This is a genomic window from Brevibacillus sp. NRS-1366 (assembly GCF_050467985.1).
Map to the genome: position 1 here is coordinate 51,017 of NZ_JBITPN010000022.1, position 23,251 is coordinate 74,267.

The 23,251-nt window shown below is 47.0% G+C and carries 19 protein-coding genes and 1 pseudogene; 6 read left to right on the forward strand and 14 right to left on the reverse strand.

Translation table 11 applies throughout. From position 1 onward, the window contains the following. Positions 1-153: 153 nt before the first annotated feature. The 5 genes from ACIFQN_RS16855 to ACIFQN_RS16875 all read right to left on the reverse strand — a co-directional run bounded on the left by ACIFQN_RS16855 (position 154) and on the right by ACIFQN_RS16875 (position 3,903). Entirely contained in the window at positions 154-1,371 is a 1,218-nt protein-coding gene (locus ACIFQN_RS16855) for a D-alanyl-D-alanine carboxypeptidase family protein (RefSeq protein ID WP_429834193.1), read from the reverse strand. A 73-nt stretch (positions 1,372-1,444) separates the two neighbouring features. Then, entirely contained in the window at positions 1,445-2,221 is a 777-nt protein-coding gene (locus ACIFQN_RS16860; RefSeq protein WP_429834902.1) for a GTP pyrophosphokinase, read from the reverse strand. 55 nt (positions 2,222-2,276) lie between these two features. After that, entirely contained in the window at positions 2,277-3,152 is an 876-nt protein-coding gene (locus ACIFQN_RS16865) for a M23 family metallopeptidase (protein WP_429834194.1), read from the reverse strand. 100 nt (positions 3,153-3,252) lie between these two features. Further along, entirely contained in the window at positions 3,253-3,510 is a 258-nt protein-coding gene (locus tag ACIFQN_RS16870) for a hypothetical protein (RefSeq protein WP_429834195.1), read from the reverse strand. A gap of 192 nt (positions 3,511-3,702) precedes the next feature. Continuing rightward, entirely contained in the window at positions 3,703-3,903 is a 201-nt protein-coding gene (locus tag ACIFQN_RS16875) for a small, acid-soluble spore protein, alpha/beta type (RefSeq protein ID WP_429834196.1), read from the reverse strand. Between the two features lie 240 nt (positions 3,904-4,143). Between ACIFQN_RS16875 and ACIFQN_RS16880 the strand changes: the two genes are divergently transcribed. After that, positions 4,144-5,022, forward strand: coding sequence for a 5'-3' exonuclease (locus tag ACIFQN_RS16880; RefSeq protein WP_429834197.1), 879 nt, complete (start codon positions 4,144-4,146; stop codon positions 5,020-5,022). A gap of 218 nt (positions 5,023-5,240) precedes the next feature. Here ACIFQN_RS16880 and ACIFQN_RS16885 read toward each other — a convergent pair whose 3' ends face one another. Beyond that, entirely contained in the window at positions 5,241-6,962 is a 1,722-nt protein-coding gene (locus ACIFQN_RS16885; RefSeq protein ID WP_429834198.1) for a hypothetical protein, read from the reverse strand. A 12-nt stretch (positions 6,963-6,974) separates the two neighbouring features. After that, positions 6,975-8,244, reverse strand: a pseudogene (locus tag ACIFQN_RS16890) (AAA family ATPase). 273 nt (positions 8,245-8,517) lie between these two features. Between ACIFQN_RS16890 and ACIFQN_RS16895 the strand changes: the two are divergent. The 3 genes from ACIFQN_RS16895 (at position 8,518) to ACIFQN_RS16905 (ending at position 12,450) form a co-directional block, all read left to right on the forward strand. Continuing rightward, entirely contained in the window at positions 8,518-9,915 is a 1,398-nt protein-coding gene (locus tag ACIFQN_RS16895) for a hypothetical protein (RefSeq protein ID WP_429834199.1), read from the forward strand. 124 nt (positions 9,916-10,039) lie between these two features. Continuing rightward, a complete protein-coding gene (locus ACIFQN_RS16900; protein ID WP_429834200.1) occupies positions 10,040-11,074 on the forward strand; it encodes a YkvI family membrane protein in 1,035 nt (344 codons plus the stop codon). A 50-nt stretch (positions 11,075-11,124) separates the two neighbouring features. After that, on the forward strand, positions 11,125-12,450 hold the full coding sequence (locus tag ACIFQN_RS16905) for an FAD-binding oxidoreductase (protein WP_429834201.1): 1,326 nt from the start codon (positions 11,125-11,127) through the stop codon (positions 12,448-12,450). A gap of 36 nt (positions 12,451-12,486) precedes the next feature. On the opposite strand, the gene ACIFQN_RS16910 is transcribed toward ACIFQN_RS16905, so the two are convergent. The 3 genes from ACIFQN_RS16910 to ACIFQN_RS16920 all read right to left on the reverse strand — a co-directional run bounded on the left by ACIFQN_RS16910 (position 12,487) and on the right by ACIFQN_RS16920 (position 16,158). Continuing rightward, positions 12,487-13,719: an MFS transporter gene (locus ACIFQN_RS16910; protein ID WP_429834202.1), complete on the reverse strand. Its 1,233-nt coding sequence runs from the start codon at positions 13,717-13,719 to the stop codon at positions 12,487-12,489. A gap of 200 nt (positions 13,720-13,919) precedes the next feature. Continuing rightward, on the reverse strand, positions 13,920-14,852 hold the full coding sequence (locus ACIFQN_RS16915) for a response regulator (RefSeq protein WP_429834203.1): 933 nt from the start codon (positions 14,850-14,852) through the stop codon (positions 13,920-13,922). 4 nt (positions 14,853-14,856) lie between these two features. Beyond that, on the reverse strand, positions 14,857-16,158 hold the full coding sequence (locus ACIFQN_RS16920; protein WP_429834204.1) for an ATP-binding protein: 1,302 nt from the start codon (positions 16,156-16,158) through the stop codon (positions 14,857-14,859). Positions 16,159-16,446: 288 nt separating this feature from the next. Between ACIFQN_RS16920 and ACIFQN_RS16925 the strand changes: the two genes are divergently transcribed. Together ACIFQN_RS16925 and ACIFQN_RS16930 are read left to right on the forward strand one after the other, a co-directional pair. Further along, a complete protein-coding gene (locus ACIFQN_RS16925; RefSeq protein WP_429834903.1) occupies positions 16,447-17,397 on the forward strand; it encodes a glutaminase in 951 nt (316 codons plus the stop codon). A gap of 42 nt (positions 17,398-17,439) precedes the next feature. Beyond that, complete coding sequence (locus ACIFQN_RS16930; protein ID WP_429834205.1) at positions 17,440-18,867, forward strand: alanine/glycine:cation symporter family protein; 1,428 nt, start codon at positions 17,440-17,442, stop codon at positions 18,865-18,867. 79 nt (positions 18,868-18,946) lie between these two features. Here the strand turns inward: ACIFQN_RS16930 and ACIFQN_RS16935 are convergent, their stop codons facing one another. From ACIFQN_RS16935 to ACIFQN_RS16950, 4 genes are read right to left on the reverse strand one after another with little or no spacing between them, the layout of a single operon-like run. Then, a complete protein-coding gene (locus tag ACIFQN_RS16935; RefSeq protein WP_429834206.1) occupies positions 18,947-20,023 on the reverse strand; it encodes a M42 family metallopeptidase in 1,077 nt (358 codons plus the stop codon). 24 nt (positions 20,024-20,047) lie between these two features. After that, entirely contained in the window at positions 20,048-21,016 is a 969-nt protein-coding gene (locus tag ACIFQN_RS16940; protein WP_429834207.1) for an ABC transporter ATP-binding protein, read from the reverse strand. After that, positions 20,994-22,007 carry an ABC transporter ATP-binding protein gene (locus tag ACIFQN_RS16945; RefSeq protein ID WP_429834208.1) on the reverse strand — a complete coding sequence of 338 codons (1,014 nt, stop codon included), beginning with the start codon at positions 22,005-22,007 and terminating at the stop codon, positions 20,994-20,996. The genes ACIFQN_RS16940 and ACIFQN_RS16945 overlap by 23 nt, the downstream gene beginning before the upstream one ends. Continuing rightward, positions 21,982-23,250, reverse strand: a complete 1,269-nt coding sequence (locus ACIFQN_RS16950; protein ID WP_429834209.1) for a hypothetical protein — start codon at positions 23,248-23,250, stop codon at positions 21,982-21,984. The genes ACIFQN_RS16945 and ACIFQN_RS16950 overlap by 26 nt, the downstream gene beginning before the upstream one ends. Position 23,251: the final 1 nt, after the last annotated feature.

Consider the following 23,251-nt stretch of genomic DNA (forward strand, 5'->3'; position numbering starts at 1 on the left):
CAGGAAAATACGTTCTACCCTACTTTACGCACAATAACGACATTTGGACACGGCACTTATACCCATCTGCGTTGCGGATCGCGATCATTGTCCGTTTTAGACAAAAAACAGGACGTGGATGGGATCCATCGTCCTGTGCTGAACTAGCATCAATTAATAGGCGCGACGCTGTAATGAACGCTGCTTCAATCGTCTACGTCGTTTCGTTCTTCTAAATGTGAAAAAAATCAGAAAGAGATTCAACCCAAGCCAGACAATCATAAGACCATAACGTGCCAAAGGATAGTCTTGTCCACTCGCAGGAGGTACTGCTGATGGTTGCGCCTCGACTGGCGGGGAATTGCGGTGCAGTGGATACGATATGGAGAGGGAACCTGCCTGGATTGATAACTGTCCATCACGTCTTAATTGTACCAGTGGTTCCGTGCCTTTCGGGACTGTGGCAAACAAGGAATCTGTAGTTGTATAGGTGACTACAGAATTGTTGCCGGGAACAGGTGCTTCCGTATAAGCTGTGCCAGGGTCGGCAATCTGTCTCGTCTCATAGCCAGCAAAACCATAGTCTAACATCTTTGTGACGTCTTTATAGGCATAAGGACTCGATGCGGCTTTCATGGTCACCGCAATCAATTCCGTGTCTCCGCGTTTAGCTGATCCGACTAGTGTATGCATAGCCTGATCAGTAAATCCGTTCTTAATTCCGGTTGCTCCTTCATAATCACGTAACAGCTTGTTGTGATTAACCAACTCGGATTTCCATTCTTTTCCATCCCAAAGCAGTCTGTTCGTGCCGACGATTTCGCGGAAAATAGGGTTTCTCATCGCGTACTGTGCGATTTTAGCCATATCAGAAGCAGTCGTATAGTGTTCAGGGTCATGTAAGCCATGTGCATTGGCAAAATGGGTTTCGGTTACACCTACTTTTTCTTGCAAGTAGGCATTCAGTTCTTCTGCAAAGTGTTCTGTTGTCTGACTCAAATGTTCCGCTATAGCCGTGGCTGCGTCGTTTCCGGAATGCATTAACAAACCGTACTCCAATTTTCGCAGCGAAACTCGTTCTCCTTCTGCCAGATAAACACGAGTTCCCTTTTCGTAACGCGCTTTTTTCGAAACAGTGACAATATCGTCAGGGTTGCCCTTTTCGATTGCATAGATGCCAGTAGCGATTTTCGTAATACTGGCGGGGTACAGCTTGACATGGGGGTTCTTTTCAAACAGGACTTGTCCGGTTGTGGCATCAATTAATATAGCTGACTCTCCATATAAAGCTTCTGGCGTGAGCGATGGCTTCTCCTCTGCAAAAGCCGATGGTATGTCAAAGCTCCAAAGAACTGATACTACAACGAGAAGGTACGTAAGAAGAAAACGCATGTTAGTCTATATCCTTTCCTTGCTTGTCGCTATTTTCACGCATGGCTTTTGTTTCTTATGAAGTTATCTTTCCCTACTTTAGACGCTTACCCAAGAGATCATAAATCATCTTAAATTTCGGGTTATCAGCAAATGCCTCTTCAAAACCACTTACATGTTCACGATACAGGGCGGCAGCCGACTCCAAATCCTGCTTAACGTACAAGGAAAAGATCTCTTCCAATTTTTCCTCCAATGTGGAGTCTGCTTCTGCAGGGGTGAGAATCTCTTGCCTCAAATTATTCATTAATACGTCAAGCTGGTGAGTGATAACAGATGCTTCATGCAGCTGCTGCAATACATCCGCTGGAATGTTTCCGTCGTACTTGTAACGTAGCTCGTGCTCATTTGTAGCCCAAAAGTTCATTCCCAGCGTACGGATCTGAATTTCGCAATAAAGCGTTTTCTTTTCACTCCCATGATAAACGGTATAGGAAACAATCATATGGATGCTTCGATAGCCGGAATCTTTGGGAGTGGCGATATAGTCTTTCGTATCATGAATCACGATATCTTCCCGTTCCTGCAGGAGCTGCTGTACTTCACGCACATCATCTACATAACGGCAAACGACACGTAACCCCGCGATATCAGAGACCTCTCTTGCGACTTCATCCTGCCAATCAGGGTTTTGAAAATCAATGCCTTTTTCTTTTGCCTTTTTCATCAGGCTATCTACTTTTTTCACTCGGCCAACAACAAATTCAATTGGAGAGTATCGGCCACTTTTGAGAAAACCGTATTTAATTCCTTTTAGTTTCAACTTTAATTCTTCGACTGCCTGTTCATAGGGTGCCAAAAAATGAACCATATTGTTCAAAACCTTACTCGGCACGTGTGAAGTTTTCAAGGCAGAACACCTCCCATTACTTCCAGAGGAAAGGTGATTCTTCAAAAAACGGCTGGGGGTTCACATACGTATTCCCAATGAGCATACCGTAATGAAGATGAGGACCTGTGGAAAAACCTGTGGTGCCCATTTGCCCAATCACCTGTCCCTGCTTTACTTCTTGCCCGGTTTTCACCTCGAGCTTGGACATATGAGCATAGATTGAAAATACTTGCAAACCGTGGTCGATTATGATTGTATTACCTGTTAAGTACAACGAATCCGCCAGAACTACCTTGCCGTGATTGCTAGCCCAAATGGGAGTACCTGTTTTGTTGGCAATATCAATGGCTGCATGGCGATTGGCTGGCACACCGTTCACAACTCGCTGATAACCGAACGGAGTGGTCAGCTTGCCGATAGCAGGCTGCTTAAAGGGACCTTCAAAATAAGGAGTCTTCGCAGAGGCAGACCTGGCTGCATTTATCTTTTTTTGATCAGCATCAATGCGAGCAGTATCCTGCCGCATCTGATTCATTTGCTTGCTTACCGTTATCGAATCAACTTCAAATTTTTTCGGTGAAATAGTCAGCGGAACGGAAAGCTTCCTATCAGCGGATTGCACCTGATAAGATCCCGGCTTTGCGTTAAATGGAATCGGAATAAAACGGGCATACTCTCCTTGAGTAGGCTGCAAACGATAGCTTTGCGAAAACAGCGTGACGGTTTGGGCTTGGCTGCTACGCACAAAAATAACGTCACCAGGATACGTACTGCCTGGCATCACGTCAAGCGACGGTTGCTGTTTTGCAAATTGAACCTGAGCACCCTCTACCACTTGGCCGTACGTGCTTGTCCCCGAAACGAGAGTCAATGCCGCGACCAACATGAAACTGACCATCGAATGTAACATAGCACGTTCCCTCCCATTTTCCAGTATAACAAAAGACAAACCGAAATGAAAAAGAAAAAGAAGGCTCTATTGAAAGCCTTCTCCAATTCGTATCTTGGCTTTATAGCTTTTTCGTATAGTCTGCCATCATATCCATAATCGACTGCACACCTGTCAGCATTTCACTGGCTCGCTTGGTTTTTTGAGAAATGTGATCAAAATCAAGCTTGCCTTTTTTCCGATCGTTCCACCTCTTAAACATTTCTTCGGCCATCCCAGGATTTTTGCGTACGGCCATGACACGCATAGAGTCCTCTTCCACCCACGCTTCGAATTCAGGGTGCTCTTTTAAAAGTCGTTTCACTTCTTTTCGTTTCATCCGCGAAACGTCACTCCCTTCAGATGTTAAACGTAAACATTTTCTGTACGTTACACCATATGACTAGTCCGCGGATGTGCTTGTGTGTTTGCACCAAGTAGGAAAGAAAGGGCGTGATTAGAAAACAGAAAACAGAAAGGCCCCAGTGGGACCTTTCTTTCATCCAGCTATTTACTTGTGTTAATACCAGGCTTAGCGGCCTGCCATTTGTTGCTCTGCGAAGCTTACCAGACGCTTTGTAATTTCGCCACCAACGGAACCGTTTTGACGGGAAGTAGTGTCTGGTCCGAGATGTACACCGAATTCCGATGCAATCTCATACTTCAGTTGATCCAAAGCTTGGTTCGCTTGAGGAACTAACAGGTTGTTGCTACCAGTGTTGTTGTTCGCCATGATTGATTCCTCCCGACGCGTTTTTTCTTCCGGGACGGCTAGAAACCGTCAACATGGTCGCTTCCCGTATAACGAGACCGGAAGTTGTACAAAAGGTATTTGTTTACCTCTTGTGCTACTATCATCCCACCGCATCTGCCATCCATACATCCAAAGCAAAATGTAATATCTGTCAAAGTTACACACGGGCATTATGCTATAATGATGCGTATAGTTTAGGTTGGAGAGGAGCAACATTTTGTGACGCAATCAGGAAAAGTACTGCTCATTGACGGTATGAGCTTTTTGTTTCGTGCATTTTACGGATCGGCGTGGGCTGGCGGCTACCGACAAACATCCACAGGCGTATACACCAACGCCGTCTATGGATTTACCAAAATGATGCTGGATTACGCTGAGCTGGTCCGCCCTTCTCATTTGGTTGTGGGCTGGGACGTAGCATCGCGCGAGTCTCTTGTCAGAAGCCAGTGGTTTGATGGTTACAAGTCAAATCGCCAAGCTCCTCCAGATGAATTGATTCCTCAGTTTGATTTGGTAAAAGAAGTGACCCAAGCCTTTTCTGTTCCGAATCTGGGTTGTCCCGGATTTGAAGGGGATGACATCTTAGGTACACTTAGTACCCGTCTTGCACTCGACGGGCATCAGGTTGTCATTGCAACTGGTGACTACGACAGTCTGCAATTAGTTTCCGATCAAGTGAGTGTAAAAATACTCAAAAACGGCGGGAAGCATGAACATTACGATCCTGCCAGTCTGTTAGCATTGCGAGGCATCTGTGCTGAGCAGGTCGTTGACGTAAAAGCCTTGATGGGAGATGCTTCAGACTGCATCCCTGGCTGTCCTGGTATTGGCGAAAAAACCGCAACTAAGCTGATCACTGAACACGGCAACCTAGACAGCCTCTACACGAATTTGGATAGCTGTACTCCCAAAATGCGAAGTAAGCTGGAAGAGCACCGTGATCAAGTCTACCTAAGCCAAAAGCTAGCGACGATCATCCGTGATGTTCCTGTAGAATTTTCCTTTGAAGATGCCACATGGGAGTATGATCGTACCGTGGTTCACAGCAAATTTGACGAGCTGGAATTTGGACGCAGCCTAGCAAGCAGAGTCAGCTAGAAAAAGGAACGCCAGGCAAAAGAGGACAAGCCTAATTCCACTTACACAACATACGGACCGTACGGTGGTTGTACCCGATGACCTGCAATTCGAACTGGACAAGCATCGAAACATGTTTAAATAGAATTACAAAAACCATTAATTACTTAAACAAAACCCTGTTCACCAAAAGCTATAAGTCTTTTGGTAAAATCAGGGTTTTTTTATACGCAGATCTTCTATAAAGTAGCCTGCTGAAACACGTCCAACAGAAGACCTGTATTTTGTTCTCCATCCGCTTCCCAGCTTGTAGCAAAACGTACACGGTGAGAAACACCGAGGATATCGTATTGCTGCGCGAGATGCTGACGCGCTGAGCCGACAATCAAGCTGTGCAAACGAATTTGCTTGCTTTGTCCGAGATAGGCTAGCTTTTCCTGAACGTAGGGAGAAATCCCACTCACTCCATCGGTCACCATAACAAAATCGGCCCCTCGCATTGCTTTTTCCCCCTCTGCGATTTCGATCGCTCTTTTCATAGGAGCATCGAAATGAGTCCCTCCGCCGAAAGCCATTTGAGCAAGGTTGTAGAATGATGTCCAGTCCGGCTTTCGATGAGAGAGTATATGTTCACGCAGCTCACCTTTTGCACCAAACAATAAAAGCACAAAATCCCGTTTCTCCAGCATCGCGATAGCAGCGAAGGTCATCACAAAGATTTGGGCAAGTCTAAGCTTTGATCCCCGCATGGAGTGTGAGGTATCCAGCATACAGATCACTGGACCTTTGCGAGGCTCCTCTACCCACCCTGTCGCATCGTAGGTCATGAGCTTTTGTTCCAACCATTTGAGCATGAAATAACTCTCATAATCAGGATCCGCCAAAAGCACCGCCTCTCCAGGAAGCATATGAGCGATATCGCCTGATTGACGCAAGTCGTAGTATTCCTCGGGCAACTGCTTCGAGCGAATTTCTTTTCGTCTGAGACGAAAATGGTGAACATTACGGCCCACTTCTTCCAAAAAAGCAAGTAAGTCTGGATGACGCTTCAGTTTTTCAATCCATTTTAAGTACTGCTCAAAGTTTTGCCGGCGTAGCTTGCCCAAATCATGGCCCCAGGATCGGTTGGCAAATCGTTGACTGGACGTAAACAGCTCATTTACAAATAAGCTATCTATCTCTTCTTTCGATAACGATTCCTTTAACGATTGTTCAAGCCATTGTCCCAGCTCGCTTTCAAAAGCAGCGATCGCCTCTCTTTCTTGTTTTTGCAGACGATCGAGTTGTTTTTCCCTTTGATGCAGCTCTTCTTCGAGCTTTTTTATTTTTTGCATAAGCTTGGTACGTTTTGTAAACTGTATGCTCATCTCTTCGCGCAGTTCAGCAATCCGCTCCTGCAACGCCACCACTTCCGCTTTGACCAGCGGCTTTGTGTCCAGTGCTTCCTGCTTGTCTTCTACCATCCGCTTTCCTTGCTGCAGTGTGTACCCGATGAGCTGGAGCTTCTCTCGCTGCTTTTCCGACAGGAGCTCGGTCATTTGAGCCTGGCTACTCCCTTCCTGACCGAGTTGTTCCTGCAATCCCGCAATGAGTGGGGTCAGCTTATTTTCCTTTTCTCTTTGTTTTACTTCCTTATGAAAGGTTTCGGTTAGCCATAGCAGTGCTTTGATAGCGGTTTTAAAAGCGGCGCTTTCCTGACCCATTGTCCTCGGATGAATCATTTTCGTAAAATACTGCTTCATCAACGTACGAATCATCCAATGATGAAAAGGAGTCGTTTCCTGCGTCTGATCCACTTCCGGTTTTTCTAGATAAAAAACGAGAAAAAAGTCTGCAAGCAGCTCCAGGTCAAACCACGAAGCGTGCGCACGTGCTTCTTCTACCCATTCCTGCGCGGTTCTCGAGGACAAAAGGTAGTTCTCAAAGAGATACCGATCGACGCCGCTGGCACGAATAATCATGACGCGCACCTCCTACAGCGTAAAGTCGTACTCAGTCCCGGCCATTTCCTTGTCAAAAACCGTTCGGTAGGTTCGCTGTAGCTGCTGCAGGATCCGCTCTCCTTCTACCCGCAAATACGCGTACTTGACCGTGTATTTTTCTACATTGTGAATGAGTCGGTTTTTTTCCAGCACAAAGGAATGCAAATCCACCTCACGCTTCTGCCACTGGATCAGTCGATTGCGAAGGTCTCTCGCTGTCTCCTCGACTTCCAAGCGACTTTGCTCGAGAAGCTGTCGACTGCGCTCCATTGCTTCCTTCCCTAGCTTGGCCCCTACTTCTTTTTTAAACTGGAAGGCATGCAGCTCCGATTCTTTTTCCCTCCACTTATCCGCTACCTGCTGAAAACGTCGCAGGGGTAAATCGCTTTCCATTTCTGCCTTGAGCATTTCTGTAAAATGCAGCTCAAACATTTCCTTCATGACCATTAAATCTTCCGGTACATCCCACATCATATGCGGCGTAAAGACAGTATCCCAGATCGTCACCTCGGCTCTACCATGTAAGGCAGCCGATGTTTTCCATACATGAGCGATTTTGCTCCACCGTCGATCCGACAAGACATATTCTTTTGCTTCTAAATCTTGTTTGAGTCGGTAGAGAAAGTAGATGATTGCCTCAGGAATGGTCACCTGTTTGGCCGCGGCTTGAATATCTTTCACATCGTACAAGGAAAAGATGATCGGCAGGGAAGTCGTTGGTAAAGAAAACATTCGCTCGTAGCTTGAGGCCTGCTGTAAATAGTGGACCTCATAGCGAAACAGGAAGCGGTCGTATAGTGCCGTCAGTTGCTCGCCTTCATCGGGCAATTCATTGGAGGCAGCGATTAAAAATTGAAGCGGTACGGCTTCCTTCTCGCGCCCGTTGAAATATATGCGTTCATTCAGGATCGAAAGAAGCGCGTTTAGAATCGCGCTGTTTGCCTTGAATATCTCGTCCAGAAAAGCAAACTGAGCGGCAGGCAAATAGCCATCCGTCTTTCGTACGTATTGATCCAGCTTGAGCTGTTGGAGTGAAACGGGTCAGTAAGTATTCAAACCAGTGCTCCGAGCCAAACAGCTCTGAGACCGATCTTGCCAATTGTGATTTCGCGGTACCCGGAGGACCGATCAACAGGGCATTTTCTCCGCTCATCATTCCGAGCATTAACAAGCGAATCAGTTCGCTCCGCTCCAGAAAACGACGTTCTAAGAGTTCGATTGCCTGGTCCAGTTTTCGTTGAATTGGTGTTGTCGTGTTCATAGCAGAAGGCGTCCTCACTCTCTTGTTTCACGGTAAGAGAGAACGCCGCTTCCCCCCTCTTGCTTGGAGTCCAAGTCATAATAGATCGCTTGTATGAAAAGCTTTTTTTACTTATAGGTTTTCTTATAGTGGCATAATGTGGACAAAAATGCCAGTTTTCGCTCGGGAAATCGCATGTCATGCCTTGTTTCTGTGCTCTCACCCATGACAACCATCACGCATATGGTGTGTCAAAAGGCTGGAAAGCGGAGTACAGAAAAAGGAGGGTTTCGCATGGGGATTGAACTTGCCTTGCTGCACGGTGTTTATGTCTTGTTCGTACTTGGCATTATTTTCATGATGGTTTTACGTAGGGACACCAGTCTGATCAGCATCGTCGGAATAGCAATTCTAGGACTAGTAGCGACAAGTTCGGTTACGACTGCGGTCGGAGGAATATTTGGCAGCTTTATTTACGCGATTACAGAGCTGCTGCCGACGATCCTCGTCATTTGTATTATTGTGGCAATGAGCCATGTACTCACCGATACGGGCGTGAATGAAACGATGATTCGCCCGATGACTCACCTCGTGCGGAATGCCACATTGGCGTATTGGGTTATCGGGATTGTCATGATGGTTATTTCTTGGTTTTTCTGGCCGTCTCCAGCTGTTGCACTGGTAGGAGCTGTCATGCTACCCGTTGCCTTGCGAGCTGGCTTGCCTGCGATCGGGGTAGCAGTTGCCATGAACTTGTTTGGTCACGGAATTGCGTTGTCAGGAGATTATGTCATTCAGGGAGCACCTACATTGACAGCAAAAGCAGCTGGAATCCCTGTGGGGGATGTTATTTCAGCAAGTATTCCCTTAGTTGTTGTCATGGGTCTTGTTACGACAATAACCGCGTTCTGGTATTTACGCAAAGACATGAAGATGGGTATTGTTCCCGCTGCCGGCAGGGACACGTCGGTTCCAGATTCGGTCTTTTCATCGGTTCGCGTGCCTTTACAAGCAGGCATCCGTCGCGTGTTAGCCTTACTTGTTCCCATCCTTTTTGCACTCGATGTGGTAGCAATGTTTCTATTTGATTTGCGCGGCGGCGACGCAACTGCCTTAGTCGGAGGTACAGCGTTATTGATTTTGATCATAGTCACCATGCTGGCACACAAAGAAAAAGGCTTGGAGCAAGTAACCAGTCATTTGATCCAAGGTTTTCAATTCGGATTTAAGGTGTTTGGTCCAGTTATTCCCATTGCAGCGTTCTTCTATATGGGGGACAGCGGATTTGTCAAAGTATTTGGGGAGGTTTTGCCAAGTGGCTCACACGGAATTGTTAATGACCTGGGTGTTGCCTTGGCACAGGCGATCCCGATTAGCAAAGAAGTTGCTGCCTTGACGGTGTCCGCTGTCGGCGTCATTACCGGACTCGATGGTTCTGGTTTCTCCGGAATTACACTCGCGGGATCACTAGCACAACTCTTTGCAACCGCAATGGGCTCGGGAGCGGCGACTTTAACTGCACTTGGTCAGATTTCAGCAATTTGGGTAGGTGGAGGCACCATCATTCCTTGGGCCTTAATCCCGGCAGCAGCCATCTGCGGCGTTGACCCTTTTGAGCTGGCGAGGCGCAATCTCTATCCCGTTGCCATCGGTTTGTTGGTTACTACCATCGTTGCCATGTTCCTGTTATAAGAGTAAGTGAAAAAAGGCGAATAGCCACTCGTGCCGTTCGCCTTTATTTCTGCTATTACATTCTGTTTTTGCCGGGGCCTCATACACTTGTACTAGCATCCTATTTGGAAAGGAACAGACCAGTATGAAGTTGTGGGGAAAAAGTATACAGGTCGCGGCTACATACATTGGAACCGTTGTGGGAGCAGGTTTTGCCAGTGGTCAGGAAATTCTCGCATTTTTCACTTCGTATGGACATGCCGGAACGATTGGCATCCTGATCGCCACAGCGTTTTTCGTCTGGCTGGGCTACAAAATGATGTGGCTCGCGCACACCTTGCGCACACCTTCATACGAGTCGTTTAACCAAAAGCTGTTTGGCACCATGATTGGCCGAACCATGAATGTTCTGGTCTTTCTTACGCTGTTTGGCGTAACGACTGTGATGCTGGCAGGAGCAGGTTCTGTACTTGAGGAACAGTTCCATATTCCTTATTTGGCGGGCACCATTGCAACTGCTTTTTTCGCTCTTTTGCTTCTTCGCAAGGGGCTGGATCAGCTGCTCATCGTGAATGCCATCGTCGTTCCCTCCATGTTTCTGTTTGCACTGCTGATTTTATTGGATGGAAGTGCCGACTCCCCCCTCCCTATCACCACTCCTAGCAGCTATGAGTTTTTATGGAAAACCGTCCTATACGTTTCTTTTAACTTGGCTATGGCTCAATCCGTCCTCATACCGATTGGATATGCGATTCGTGAATCAATCATCCTGCTTCGCGCCGCAGTCATTGGCGGCATCGTCCTCGGATTCATGCTTCTAGTTGTACATACAGCCATGCTTGCCAACTGGAATGATGTTCGCTTCATGGATATTCCGATCTTATTTATCACGGAGAAGTGGAACGAGTGGCTCCAGCTCTTCTTTGTCTTCGTTCTCTACTCGGAGATTTTTACCACATTAATCTCCAATGTCTTCGGGATTGGACAGCAGCTGCGTGAACTCATCAATGTTCCCGAGTCCCGCTTGTACCTTCTGCTGTTTTTATGCGCGTTCATACTCTGCTTGATCGGATACAGTCAGCTCCTTATGTTTTTATATCCCTTGTTTGGTTATTTAGGACTAACAACGCTTTGCAGGATGATCGTACCCCGCGCGCAGCTTTCCCGTCATCGCTATTAAACTGGGGGAATAAACCATGAGACTAGATGATCCTTAGAGGAGGTGTTGTCGTGCCAAGAATAGAAGGATTGACCGGGCGTGTGATCATGGAGGGTGAACCTGGTTATGAAGAAGCAAGACTCGATTTCAACACCCGCTTTTCCAAATTTCCAAAAGTAATTGTTTACTGCATGAATGAGCAGGATGTTGCTAACGCTGTAATCTGGGCACGAAAAAATAAGATGCCTTTTCGTGTGCGTGGCGGCGGTCACAGCTACGAAGCATTTTCTCTCGTTGACGGAGGTCTTGTCATCGATGTCAGCGAATTACTGCATGTAAAAATTGACAAAATCGGCGGTACGGCACACGTTGGTGCTGGGTATCGCATCCTTCCCTTATATGAAGCCCTGTGGAAACAGGGACTAACCATTCCAAGTGGGACCTGCGCGACAACGGGCGTGTCTGGGTTGACTCTAGGGGGAGGATATGGCTATCTATCACGACTTTTTGGCATGACCTGTGACAATTTACTCGAAGTTGAAATGGTAAATCCGTGGGGCAGGATTATTCAGGCCAGTGAAGAGAACCACACTGACCTGTTTTGGGCTTGCCGTGGCGCCGGTGACGGAAATTTCGGTGTCATTACAGCCTTTACCTTCCGAGTTCATCCGATCGGTGATGTCGCGCACTACAACATGACGTGGGACTTTTCCGATCTCCAAAAAGTTGTGGGTTTTTGGCAAGAATGGGCCCCGTATAGTGATGACCGCTTAACCTCCACGCTCCTGCTCCATGCACAAGATCAAGGTGCCATTCTGTCCAGCGGGATATACGTAGGCTGGGAAAAAGAACTTCGCCAGCTATTACGGCCTTTGCAGGAGGCAGTGCCGCCCAAGACGATCTCGATCCGTTCCGCATCCTGGATCACGGCAGCACGCATGTTGGCCGGAACCATGACCCGCCATGCTACGTTTAAAAATACATCTGCCTACGTGTACGAGCCTTTCTCAGACGAAGCTCTTTCCATCCTGACGCATTATTTATCCAACGCCCCCGGCCCCAGCAATTTGGTCATGTTCGACGCTTATGGCGGTGCGATTGGTCGGGTCCCCCCTGATGCAACTGCTTTTGTGCATCGTAGAGCCTTGATTATGATCCAATACCAATCTTATTGGGAGAATAATAGGGAGGAATCACCCAACACTCAATGGATCGAACAATTTCGTTCTGCCATGCTTCCCTTTACCCGGGGAGCATACCGCAACTACTGCGATTTGCTGATTTCCGATTGGCCCACCGCTTATTTTGGTGAGAACATTGCCAAGTTGAAAAAAGTCAAAAAAATGTACGATCCAGAAAATGTCTTCCACTACGAACAGAGCATTCCATTAGAATAACGACCGTTGGCGGTTTTGTTACGCCGAACAAAGAACTTAATTTTCCAATCTGTCTGCCACTACCTGTCTCATCAAAATAGGCATGGAAACGACAATCCCTAGCGCGGCTATTAATAAAAGACATGCTAATACGGGATATCCTGCAGCTGCGCCGGTTGAGTCGATCATTACAGTGAACAGAGCGAGCAGCAATAGTCGCATCAATGTGCCTACCGATCTAAAAAAACTCATTACCCTGCCCATAAAACGGTTAGGCAACAGTTCCATGTAAAGAGTCTGGCGGATAAGCCGGGTAGAAACATTGCACCAACCTAAAAAGGCAGAGAGCAATACAAAAATCCAGCCTTTTGGTATAGCGACTGTCAGTAGTAGAACCAATGCCATTAAAACGTAATTCACCACCATATATGAAAATGAGCCAAATTTCCGACTCATCCAGGTAATCAGTAATCCAGCCACTACCGCGCCTATTGAATACGTCACCTCACCGAGTGAATAGATCTTTACATCTCCACCCAAAGCTTGGCTTACAAAAAGAGGGTTCAGCAGGTTCACCAGCATAACCGCAATAAATGGCATCAGGGCAGAAACACCGAATGTGAGAAAGCCTCTTCTTTCTCTGATATAGCCCCAGCTTTGAGAAAACTGTTCAACCCAGGATATTCGAGGGGAATTTTTTACTTGCTTTTCCAGAGTACAAACATAGTTTATGCCTGACAGCATCCAAAAGGCGATAAAATAGGTCAATGCGTTAAGTAAAAGCACCACATGCAGCCCGAACTTCCCTAAAAGCAGTCCAGCGAATGCTCCGGCTAGAACCAAAGCGGTTTGGTTTTCCATTTCCAACAAAGAGTTAATTGCTTTGTAATGCTTTCTCTCAAATGTTTCCTGCACGAAGGCAGCCTGCGTTGGTTCGTGAATCTGAAACATGAATGTCGACGCTAAAAAAATGAGTACCAGCATCCACTCTTGATAAGGACCCCAAAACCCCCAAACTGCCAGGAGACCGAGAACTGTGAACCCTCCCAGCTGTTCAATCTGTAGAATCGCCTTGCGGGAAAAGCGGTCAATCAAAGTACCCGAATAGGGTCCAACCAGAAGCGTCATGATAGAAGAGATAAGCATCGTGGAGCCAAGTAAGCTGGCTGAGCCTGTTGATTCTACCAGGTACCACGATATCCCGATCATGGTCATCCCCTGACCAAATCCTGAAAACAAATTAGAAAAGAACAGTTTACGAAAATTGCGATCACCAAAAATCTCTCCCACATTCGTCACTCCTTCTGCCATTTTGGGCTTATGCGGATTTCATGTTCTATCCTTCCTTTTTAAGCCCTACTAAAAGCATAAAGGAGCCTGATTATGAATGAGGGGTTCCATCATCCATAATCAGACTCCCAGAGTCGCTGTGGGTTCTCTTTTATTTTATATAGGAAAGCTTATCACTTTTTTCGTTCGATAGCAATATCCTACCCTTCAGCCTGGATTCGTTTCGCCTCAGAATAAAGCACCTGAATAAACTTTTTCATGTTGATACGAATATCCGAGTGGGACGTTGCCGTGCTACTTTTGAGCTCCGCCATTTTTTTCCAAACGTACGTGAAATCAAAAAACTGAGACGCGTAATTCTCAAACTTCCAATTGGATAAATCGGAAAGACCAAGGGACGCCAAATGATTCAACGATTGATAGATCGCTCTACGAACACGCTGCTCAGAAGCTTTGACTGTTTTATTAATTTGCGGGTCCGCCGCTGATGCCCCAAGTCTTGTCACAGCCACATCTACAAAAATCTCCTTCAGGGCAGGAAACCCGTTTTTAAATGTATGCTTTTGCTCATATTCGTACAAGTAATCCAGTATGTCCAGTAAGTCATTACTTCCACTGTCACCGGCGATTCCTAATTCGGTTAATAGAAATTGGCCAGCTTCTCTTCGTTGCTTCACCGTAGACATCTGTTGCTGGCCAGTTGGTAGATGATCGAGTTGGAGTACGCTATTCAACGATTTATGGATATCCTGGATTGATTTTTCCAAGCGGATTTTTTCGATGACTTTCTGGATGATCGTCACCACCTCGATCCTGTTCACGGGCTTGATAATGTAGTATTCACTGCCAAGCGAGTAAGCTTGCGCGATTAACTCCTTGGACTCCACCTGTGAAATCATCACAATCTTTCCTTTGAATGTCGCTTTTAACTGGCGGATGGTTTCGATCCCGTCTCGTGTCGGCATTAACAGATCAATCAGCAAAATATCCACGTTTCGCATCGTTAACATCTGACCATCTACTAGTGAACCGTCCTCAGCCTCGCCCACTACCTCCCCAAGATTCTCGTCTTCGATAATTTCGGTTAACATCATGCGTACCGCCTCATCGTCATCTACCAAAAAAAACAGCATCGTCTCATTCCTTCTCCCTTACTTGTTCAATCGGCAATCGGATGAGAAAAGTAGTTCCTTTGGCTCCGGCCTCATCCTGCAGCATGATTTCCCCTCTCAACTCTTCCACCAGTTCTTTCACATAGGACAATCCGATGCCTGTGGAGGGGTTGCCTGAATCGTCATACTTCGTTGTAAATCCCGGCTTAAAAATCAACTTCTGGCGTCTCGGTGAAATACCAGGTCCGTCATCGTTTATCCTGATTTCCACGAAACCATCCGTCCTCTCCAAATGAATGGAAATAGTACCTGCACTCTGAATGGCTTCTACTGCATTTGCTACGATGTTGTTCATGAGTGATAGCATCGTAAATACGTGGTAATGCGGGTGTGTTCCAATAATCGTACTGTCAAATTGGATGTTTTTCTCCAATAATCTGGCGTACTTTTTGTTGGAACGCATCATGATGTCCACGAGCTGATGGATATCCATATAATCAGACATCTCCTCATCGGAAATGAGCTTTAGCAGTCCCGCAAAAATACGCTGATTATCTTTTTTTATTTCATGGACTTCCCCTGCAATGATCAGGGACTGTCTGACAAATCCCTCAACTGGAACAGTATTTTGTTCGTTTTTTAGTGTTTGCAAGCCTTGATACAGCTCAAAGGATTTCATGGTAATGCTCTCCGCATTTTGGAGTGTTTTTTTCAGATGAATTGATTCCTCATATAAATTAGAAATGAGCATCAGCATATGTTCGTTTTGTTTTCGAGTCTGCTTTTCTCTCGACTGCGCCTCGTACAGCTTGATCATGTTTAGAAAGCTGAGCACGATAAAGCTGTGAGAAAGGGCAATGATGAACATTTCTTGCAGGGCCGCCCACGTGAAAATAGTTTGAAACACCACATATTGCGAGAGGAACTCTACCAAATCAGCCAGGACTTCGATGATCATTCCCATACAGCCAATAATCAACGTCCGATTGTGAAAACGGTCCATTTTGATCAAGGAAAAAAGAACAGAATAAGAAAAATAAAAGAAAAAGCTGGAGTAATGCTCTAGTAAAGAGTACGTCCAGTCAAATTGCTCCTGACTCGTGAAATCAAACAGGATACGAAATCCTACAACCATAATCCCTGTAAAAAAACCAGGCAAGACAGACGGCATTCTCTGAAACAGGAGTAAAAAGAAGAAAAAGGTAGGCGCACCAAAGCTGATCCGAAACGTCTCATTCACCGGATAAAACTTTAACTCCCCTGCCAAAGGGACGGTAATCAGCATAAGGGCTAAAATGTAGAAATCTCTCTTGATTTGCGAATGCATGTGCCGTCCTTCCACTTTCTCTTGATTCTGTAGCTTGATACGAATTTTTCCCTTATCTATTCTTATCCAGAAAACGTATAAAGAACAAGTATAGAAAAAATATTTATAGAATCGAATGAAGTAATTTGTGGGTTTTTGTTTTTTTTTGTAGGTTGGTTTTAAAGTGTTCAATATATATCTTTCACGAGGAGTGGAAGCGCTTTCGTTTTCATTGTCAAAACAATATAGAGGGCTTGGAGGGAAGAAGGATTGGTTCACGAGGTAGTAACGGAAGAGCGTAGTCTCGGCATTGAGCGGGGAGATGAGTTAGATCAATGGGTGTCCCATTATCGGTCTAGGACAGCAGAAGGAAAATGCGCCAGCTACATTCCTGCATTGCGCAGAGCTGACCCGACACAATTGGGGATATGCATCATTGAACCTTCGGGAAAAAGGATGACGGCTGGCGACTGGGAAGTGCCCTTCACCATGCAAAGCATTTCCAAAGTAATCAGTTTTATCGCTGCCTGCTGTCACCATGGCATCTCTTATGTGCTGGATCGTGTCGATGTAGAACCGACAGGTGACGCATTCAACTCCATCATCCGCCTGGAGATGCATAAACCGGGCAAGCCTTTTAACCCGATGATTAATGCGGGAGCCATCACAATCTCCTCACTTCTTCCAGGTGATCATCCGAAACAAAAACTGGATTACTTATACGCAATTTTCCAAAAAATAACAGGGTCGCTTCCCGTTATCAATGAAGAAGTCTTCCTTTCAGAATGGATGAACTCTCACCGAAACCGGGCGTTATCCCACTATTTGAAAGACACCGGTTACCTGGCGTGTGAGGTAGAAGAAGCGTTGGAAGTTTACCTAAAGCAATGCTCGATTCAGGTACACACAGAACAAATCGCCTTGATTGGCTTGGTTCTGGCTCTCGATGGCTACCACCCTACTCGCAAGGAGCAGATTCTTCCAAAACAAATAGTCAGACTGGCAAAAGCTTTGATGCTTACGTGCGGTATGTATGATTCGTCGGGAAAATTCGCTGCTTATGTTGGGCTTCCCGCTAAAAGTGGAGTTTCCGGTGGGATCATGACATTGGTTCCGCCCAACAGCAAGAAGGAATCGCCTTTTCCAGACGGATGCGGGATTGGCATATTTGGTCCTGCGATCGACGATTGCGGAAACAGTGTTGCCGGCGTCAAGTTGTTGAAACAGATCGCACAAACATGGGATGTAAGTATTTTTTAAGGGCATATTTTCAAATCTACTATCATGACAAGAGGTGACACGATGCAACAATTCCTACTAGATGTTACGACCTCCATCAACGACTTTCTTTGGTCTAATGTTCTGATCATTATGCTCGTCGTTTTGGGCTTGTTCTTTACGTATAAAGGCAGATTTTTGCAAATCCGGATGCTGCGGGATATGATAAGTGCGATCCGCGAGGGGAAAACAGGCTCAGCAGACGGTATCTCCCCCTTCCAAGCTTTCTGTATCAGTATGGCCGCTCGTGTCGGCACAGGGAATATTACCGGAATTGCGATCGCGATTGCCTTAGGCGGTCCGGGGTCTGTTTTCTGGATGTGGCTGATCGCCATTATCGGTTCTGCATCCAGCTTCGTGGAGAGCACATTAGCCCAGATCTATAAGGTAAAAGACAAAGATGGCTTTCGCGGTGGTCCAGCCTACTATATGGAAAAAGGATTAAACAAACGGTGGATGGGTGCCCTGTTTGCGGTACTGATCACCCTCTCCTTTGGACTGGTATTCAATGCGGTTCAATCCAATACCATTACGATCGCCTTTGAAAATTCCTTCGGCACAGACCGCTTGATTCTTGGCGTGATTATGACGATTATGTTTGCCGCTATCATCTTTGGCGGAGTAAAACGCATTGCGAAAATGTCTGAATACATCGTCATCGTTTTGGCAGTTCTGTACATTGGCATGGCACTATTTATCGTCCTGATGAACATTACAAAAATGCCGGAAATCATTTCGTTGATTGTGAAAAATGCATTTGGTTTCGATCAAATTGCGGGCGGTTCGCTCGGTGCGGCTCTCATGCATGGGGTAAAACGCGGGTTGTTCTCGAACGAAGCCGGTATGGGTAGTGCCCCGAATGCTGCGGCAACGGCAACGACTAGCCACCCGGTGAAGCAAGGTCTTATTCAAGCGTTTGGAGTATTGACCGACACACTCATTATTTGTACGAGCACGGCTTTCATTATTTTGCTATCTGGCGCGTACCAGCAGTCTGGCCTAAGCGGGATTGAACTTTCCCAGGCTGCGCTTGACTTTCACATTGGTTCCTGGGCTTCGGCTGTCCTTGCCGTTATGGTTTTCCTATTCGCCTTCAGTACGTTGATCGGAAACTATTATTATGGCGAGACGAATATCGAGTTTTTAAAAACAAACAAGGCATGGCTCATGCTTTATCGGATTTTTGTGTTAGGCATGGTCTTGTTTGGAGCGGTGGCAAAGGTTCAGCTCGTCTGGGATTTAGCCGATTTGTTTATGGGCCTGATGGTAATTGTCAATCTGATTGCCATTTTCCTTCTGTCCAAAGTCGCTTTTGCCGCTTTGCATGATTACAGGCAGCAGAAAAAAGCAGGTAAAGATCCAGTGTTCTATAAAGACAGCATCGCGGGTCTCGAAAATATTGAAGCATGGGAAGCCTCTCCTTCTGTGTCTAAAGAAGAAAAGGCGGGGTAGTTCTATCTCAATCGTTCTCGCATACATTATGGACCTTATAAAAGACGACAAGCCTGAAATGGATCAGGTTTGGCCTGAATCATAGCCCCTTTTCCTGAAGTTCCAAGGTAAAGGCTACAATCAATTCAACGGCCTGCTCTAAATCACCCATATGTACGATGCCAGTCGCTGAATGAATATAGCGGGAGGGCAGGGAGATGCATCCGGTTAGGGCTCCCCTGCCTGTCAGACTGATTGCCCAAGCATCCGTTCCACCATTGAGCACGACTTCACGTTGATAGGAAATCTCATGTTTCTCTGCTGTCTGGATCAGCCTGCGTGTCAGCTTCTTGGGGACGTTGTTGCCGTGACCGTTGCTCGGGGTCCAGTCGTACATTTTGATGGCCGGACCACTTCCTAGTTCAATCGGCGAGATTTTCTCATCCATCCCCGGTGTTCCGCCCGCAAATATAACATCGATGGCCAGACCGATGTCAGGCTGGATCGCAAATGCCGCAGGACCGGCACCCCGTAGCCCGACTTCCTCCTGAACCGATGCCACTCCATACACGGTAGGTGCGATTGTTTTTTGGGAAAGCCTCTTCATCACCTCGATCAGCACAGCACAACCGGATCGATTATCGACTGCTTTGCCACTGAACACCATTGTCCCGTTTAGAAACTGACCTTCTCTGTCAAACATTATGTAGTCACCTACCTGAACGCCGAGCGCAAGTGTTTCAGCACGAGTCGACGTCCCCAGATCCAGATGCAGTTTTTCAAGCGGAATCGCCATTTTGGCTTCTTCAGCGGTAACGACGTGAGCGGGTTTGCCGCCTGTTATCCCTTTGACCTGCCCGTGTTCCGTCTGAATCGTCAATACTTGATTCATCACCATGCGGCTATCATGATAACCAACCGGGAGAAAATACACGAAGCCTTTTTCATCGATGTGACTGACGACGAAGCCGATCTCATCCATGTGAGCGGAAAGCATCAGCTTGAAATCAGGCCTGGTACCCTTTTTCACGAAGAATTGGTTTCCGAGTGGATCTGCAAAATGCTCGTCAGCATAAGGCGCGATCTGTTCCTTCATATAGGCAGCGACGCGCTCTTCATCCCCTGAAACGCCGTGAATCCTGTCCAACTCACGAAGGTACTGTGCAAGAGAACTCATGCTTCAAACAACCTCCCTATATGTTCATACGTACAAATGACAGGCGACAAAGTGGCCCTGCGTTACTTCTTTCAACACCGGAGCCTCTTCCCTGCAGGGTGTAAAGCATTGAGAGCAGCGCGAAGCAAACCGGCAGCCATTAGGCGGATCAATTGGACTTGGAATGTCCCCTTCCAGCAAGAACTCCTGTTTTTTCATCGCAGGATCGGGGACTGGGATCGCTGCCATGAGCGCCTGCGTATATGGATGGAGCGTATTTTGAAACAGCTGATCCACATCGCCCAGCTCCACAATCTGTCCGAGATACATGACGCCGACACGGTCGCTGATATGCTCTACCACACTTAAATCATGCGCGACAAACAGCATCGTCAGCCCCAGCTCCTCACGCAAGCGAGACAGCAGATTGAGGATTTGCGCCTGTACCGATACATCCAGGGCGGACACCGGTTCATCCGCAAAGATAAATCGCGGCTCGACCGAAAGCGCTCTAGCGATGCCGATGCGTTGCAGTTGTCCCCCGCTAAACTCATGCGGATAGCGATCAATTACATCCGCCGACAAACCAACCAGCTCCATCAGCTCCGAGATCCGCTCCACAGCTTCCCTGCCTTTTGCGATTTGGTGAACGGCCAAGACTTCTTCCAACGATTGACGAATGGTCATTCGCGGATTTAGGGAAGAGTACGGGTTTTGAAACACCATCTGCATGTCACGCCTGAGTGCTTGCAGTTCCTTTGATGAGCACTGCGTCACTTCCTTGCCGTCGTACATGACACTGCCCTCTGTCGGATCAGTGACGCGTAAAATGCAGCGGCCTGTTGTTGATTTCCCGCATCCACTCTCTCCGACCAGCCCAAAAACTTCTCCGCGCAAAATATCAAAAGACACATTGTCTACTGCCTTTAAAAGCTGTTGATGTTTTCCGAAGAAATTGGTTTTTCCGGCAGGATAATACTTTTTCAGGTGCTTAACCGTGAGTAGTTCTTCCATACTGGATCGCCCTCCCTTTCACTAGCTCTTCAGCATGATGGCAGGCGACATAATGAGCGGGTCGCAGTAGTTCGAGTATTGGCTTTTCCTGCTCACACCTGGCGCTTTTGTAAGGACAGCGCTTTGCAAACGCGCAACCAATAATTTCGTCCGTCAATTTCGGTGGAGATCCTTGGATTGGCAGCAGGCTGCCCTTTCGTTGTCCCAGCCGCGGAATCGACTCGATTAGTCCCCATGTATACGGATGCAGTGGTTCCTCAAACAGAGTAGCAACGTCTGTACTCTCTACGATTTCACCTGCATACATCACAGACACGCGGTCACACACCTGTGCGACTACGCCGAGATCGTGCGTGATCAACAGAATCGACATGTTGTACTGCGTCTGCAATTGCTTCATGAGGCGCAAAATCTGTGCTTGAATCGTCACATCAAGCGCCGTGGTCGGTTCATCGGCGATCAGCAGCTTGGGCTTGCAAGCAAGCGCGATGGCAATCATCAGTCTTTGCAGCATGCCCCCGCTAAACTCGTGCGGATACTGCCCGTAGCGTTTTTCGGCAGACGGAATCGCCATATCCTGCATAATTCGGATCGTCTCTGCCTTCGCTTGCTGCTTGCTGTAGTTCTTATGGTACCGAAGCACCTCAGCTATTTGTTCTCCCACCTTGATCAGCGGGTTCAGAGAGGTCATCGGGTCCTGGAAAATCATCGATATCGTATTCCCGCGGATCTTGCGCATCTGTTTCTCTGACTTTTTAACAAGATCGTCACCTTCCAGCAGGATTTGGCCGGATGTAATTTGTCCACCCTGATTTTCGACAATGCGCATGATCGAGCGTGCCGTGACGCTTTTGCCGCTTCCGCTCTCGCCGACTATACCGATGGTTTCTCCAGGCTTGAGGGAAAGGTTTACTTGTCGCACTGCATAGGAGGTTTTTTCCCCCGTCTTAAATTGTGTTGATAAATTAGTCACTTCCAACAGTTGGTTCAAGGCTTCTCCTCCGTTTCTTCCAGTTTGTCGGAATGGCAAGCAATACAGCTACTGACACAGACACCAATACATCAGCCAAGACACCAATGGTTATCCCTTTCGTTTGCGAATAAAAGAGGCCTGCTGCAAGTCCTGCGATGATAACAATTGCCGCACCTCCCTGCCCTACCTCGTTTTTGAGTAGAACAACCGGCGCCACGGCTGCCCAAATGAGTGCAAAGTAGAGCATCGTGTCCAGGATCGTCAGCTTGGGGAATAAAAACGAAATCGCTCCCGCTGCCACAATAACGGCTCCTCGCATCCACACGGCTCTCTCCTGTTCACTGATAGTGGCGTGTGGTACGGCTGTGATGAGAATGACGATCAAGGTCACAATCAACAAAACAATTCCGATCTGCCCGGCAAAGTAGCCGACGACCATTAAGCTCACTTGATCAGGCAAGGGCGGCCAGATTGCTTCCGCTTTGGAGACGAAAGCAAGGGTACCCATGGAAATCGGCAAAAACGCCCAAATCAACGGCGCCAGACAAAAGCATAAGCCGCGTTTTGACACCTTGATTTGGTGAAAAGTCATCCCCAAACGCGGATGGATCAGACTGCCAGTCATGAACCGAACCAGTAAAGCACCCGCCAAGCTCCAACTCGACGAAATATCCAGCCGAAGCATATCGGTAGCGAGGAATTTCACACCTGAATAGACCGTCGGCACACTGACTTTCAGATAGACAAGCGTCGGAAGCAGCATCGTTGCAGACATGGCGAGAATCACGATGACAAAAGACGCCTGGTACGGTTTTCCAATTTGCACCACCAGCATCAAGAGCAAAAACAGTGTCACGCAGGCTACAGACAATTGTTCATTGATACTGTAAATGAGATTCAGGATCATTTTGCCCGCCAATACTGAGATGAGAATGTCTTCCAGCGCGCACAGCAGGGGTAAAAATCGCAAGGACTGTCGCTGGTTTTTCGTTTTTCGGTTGACCAAAAAGATGAACAACAAGCCGATTATTCCAGCTACACTGTAACCCAACATGCCGATTATTCCGTATTGATAGGACGCCTCTGCTGAAGCCAGAAAACAGGGAATTCCTATCCAGAGTCCAAGCAGCTTGACGATTCCTTTTCCTAAGCCGAGCTTTTCCTCGTCCCTGGCGACCTGATTTCGCTGTGTCCAATACATGGCGAGCAAACAGGCGAGTAAGGAGATGATCGTAAACAGGTGGATGTTATAAACGTTCATA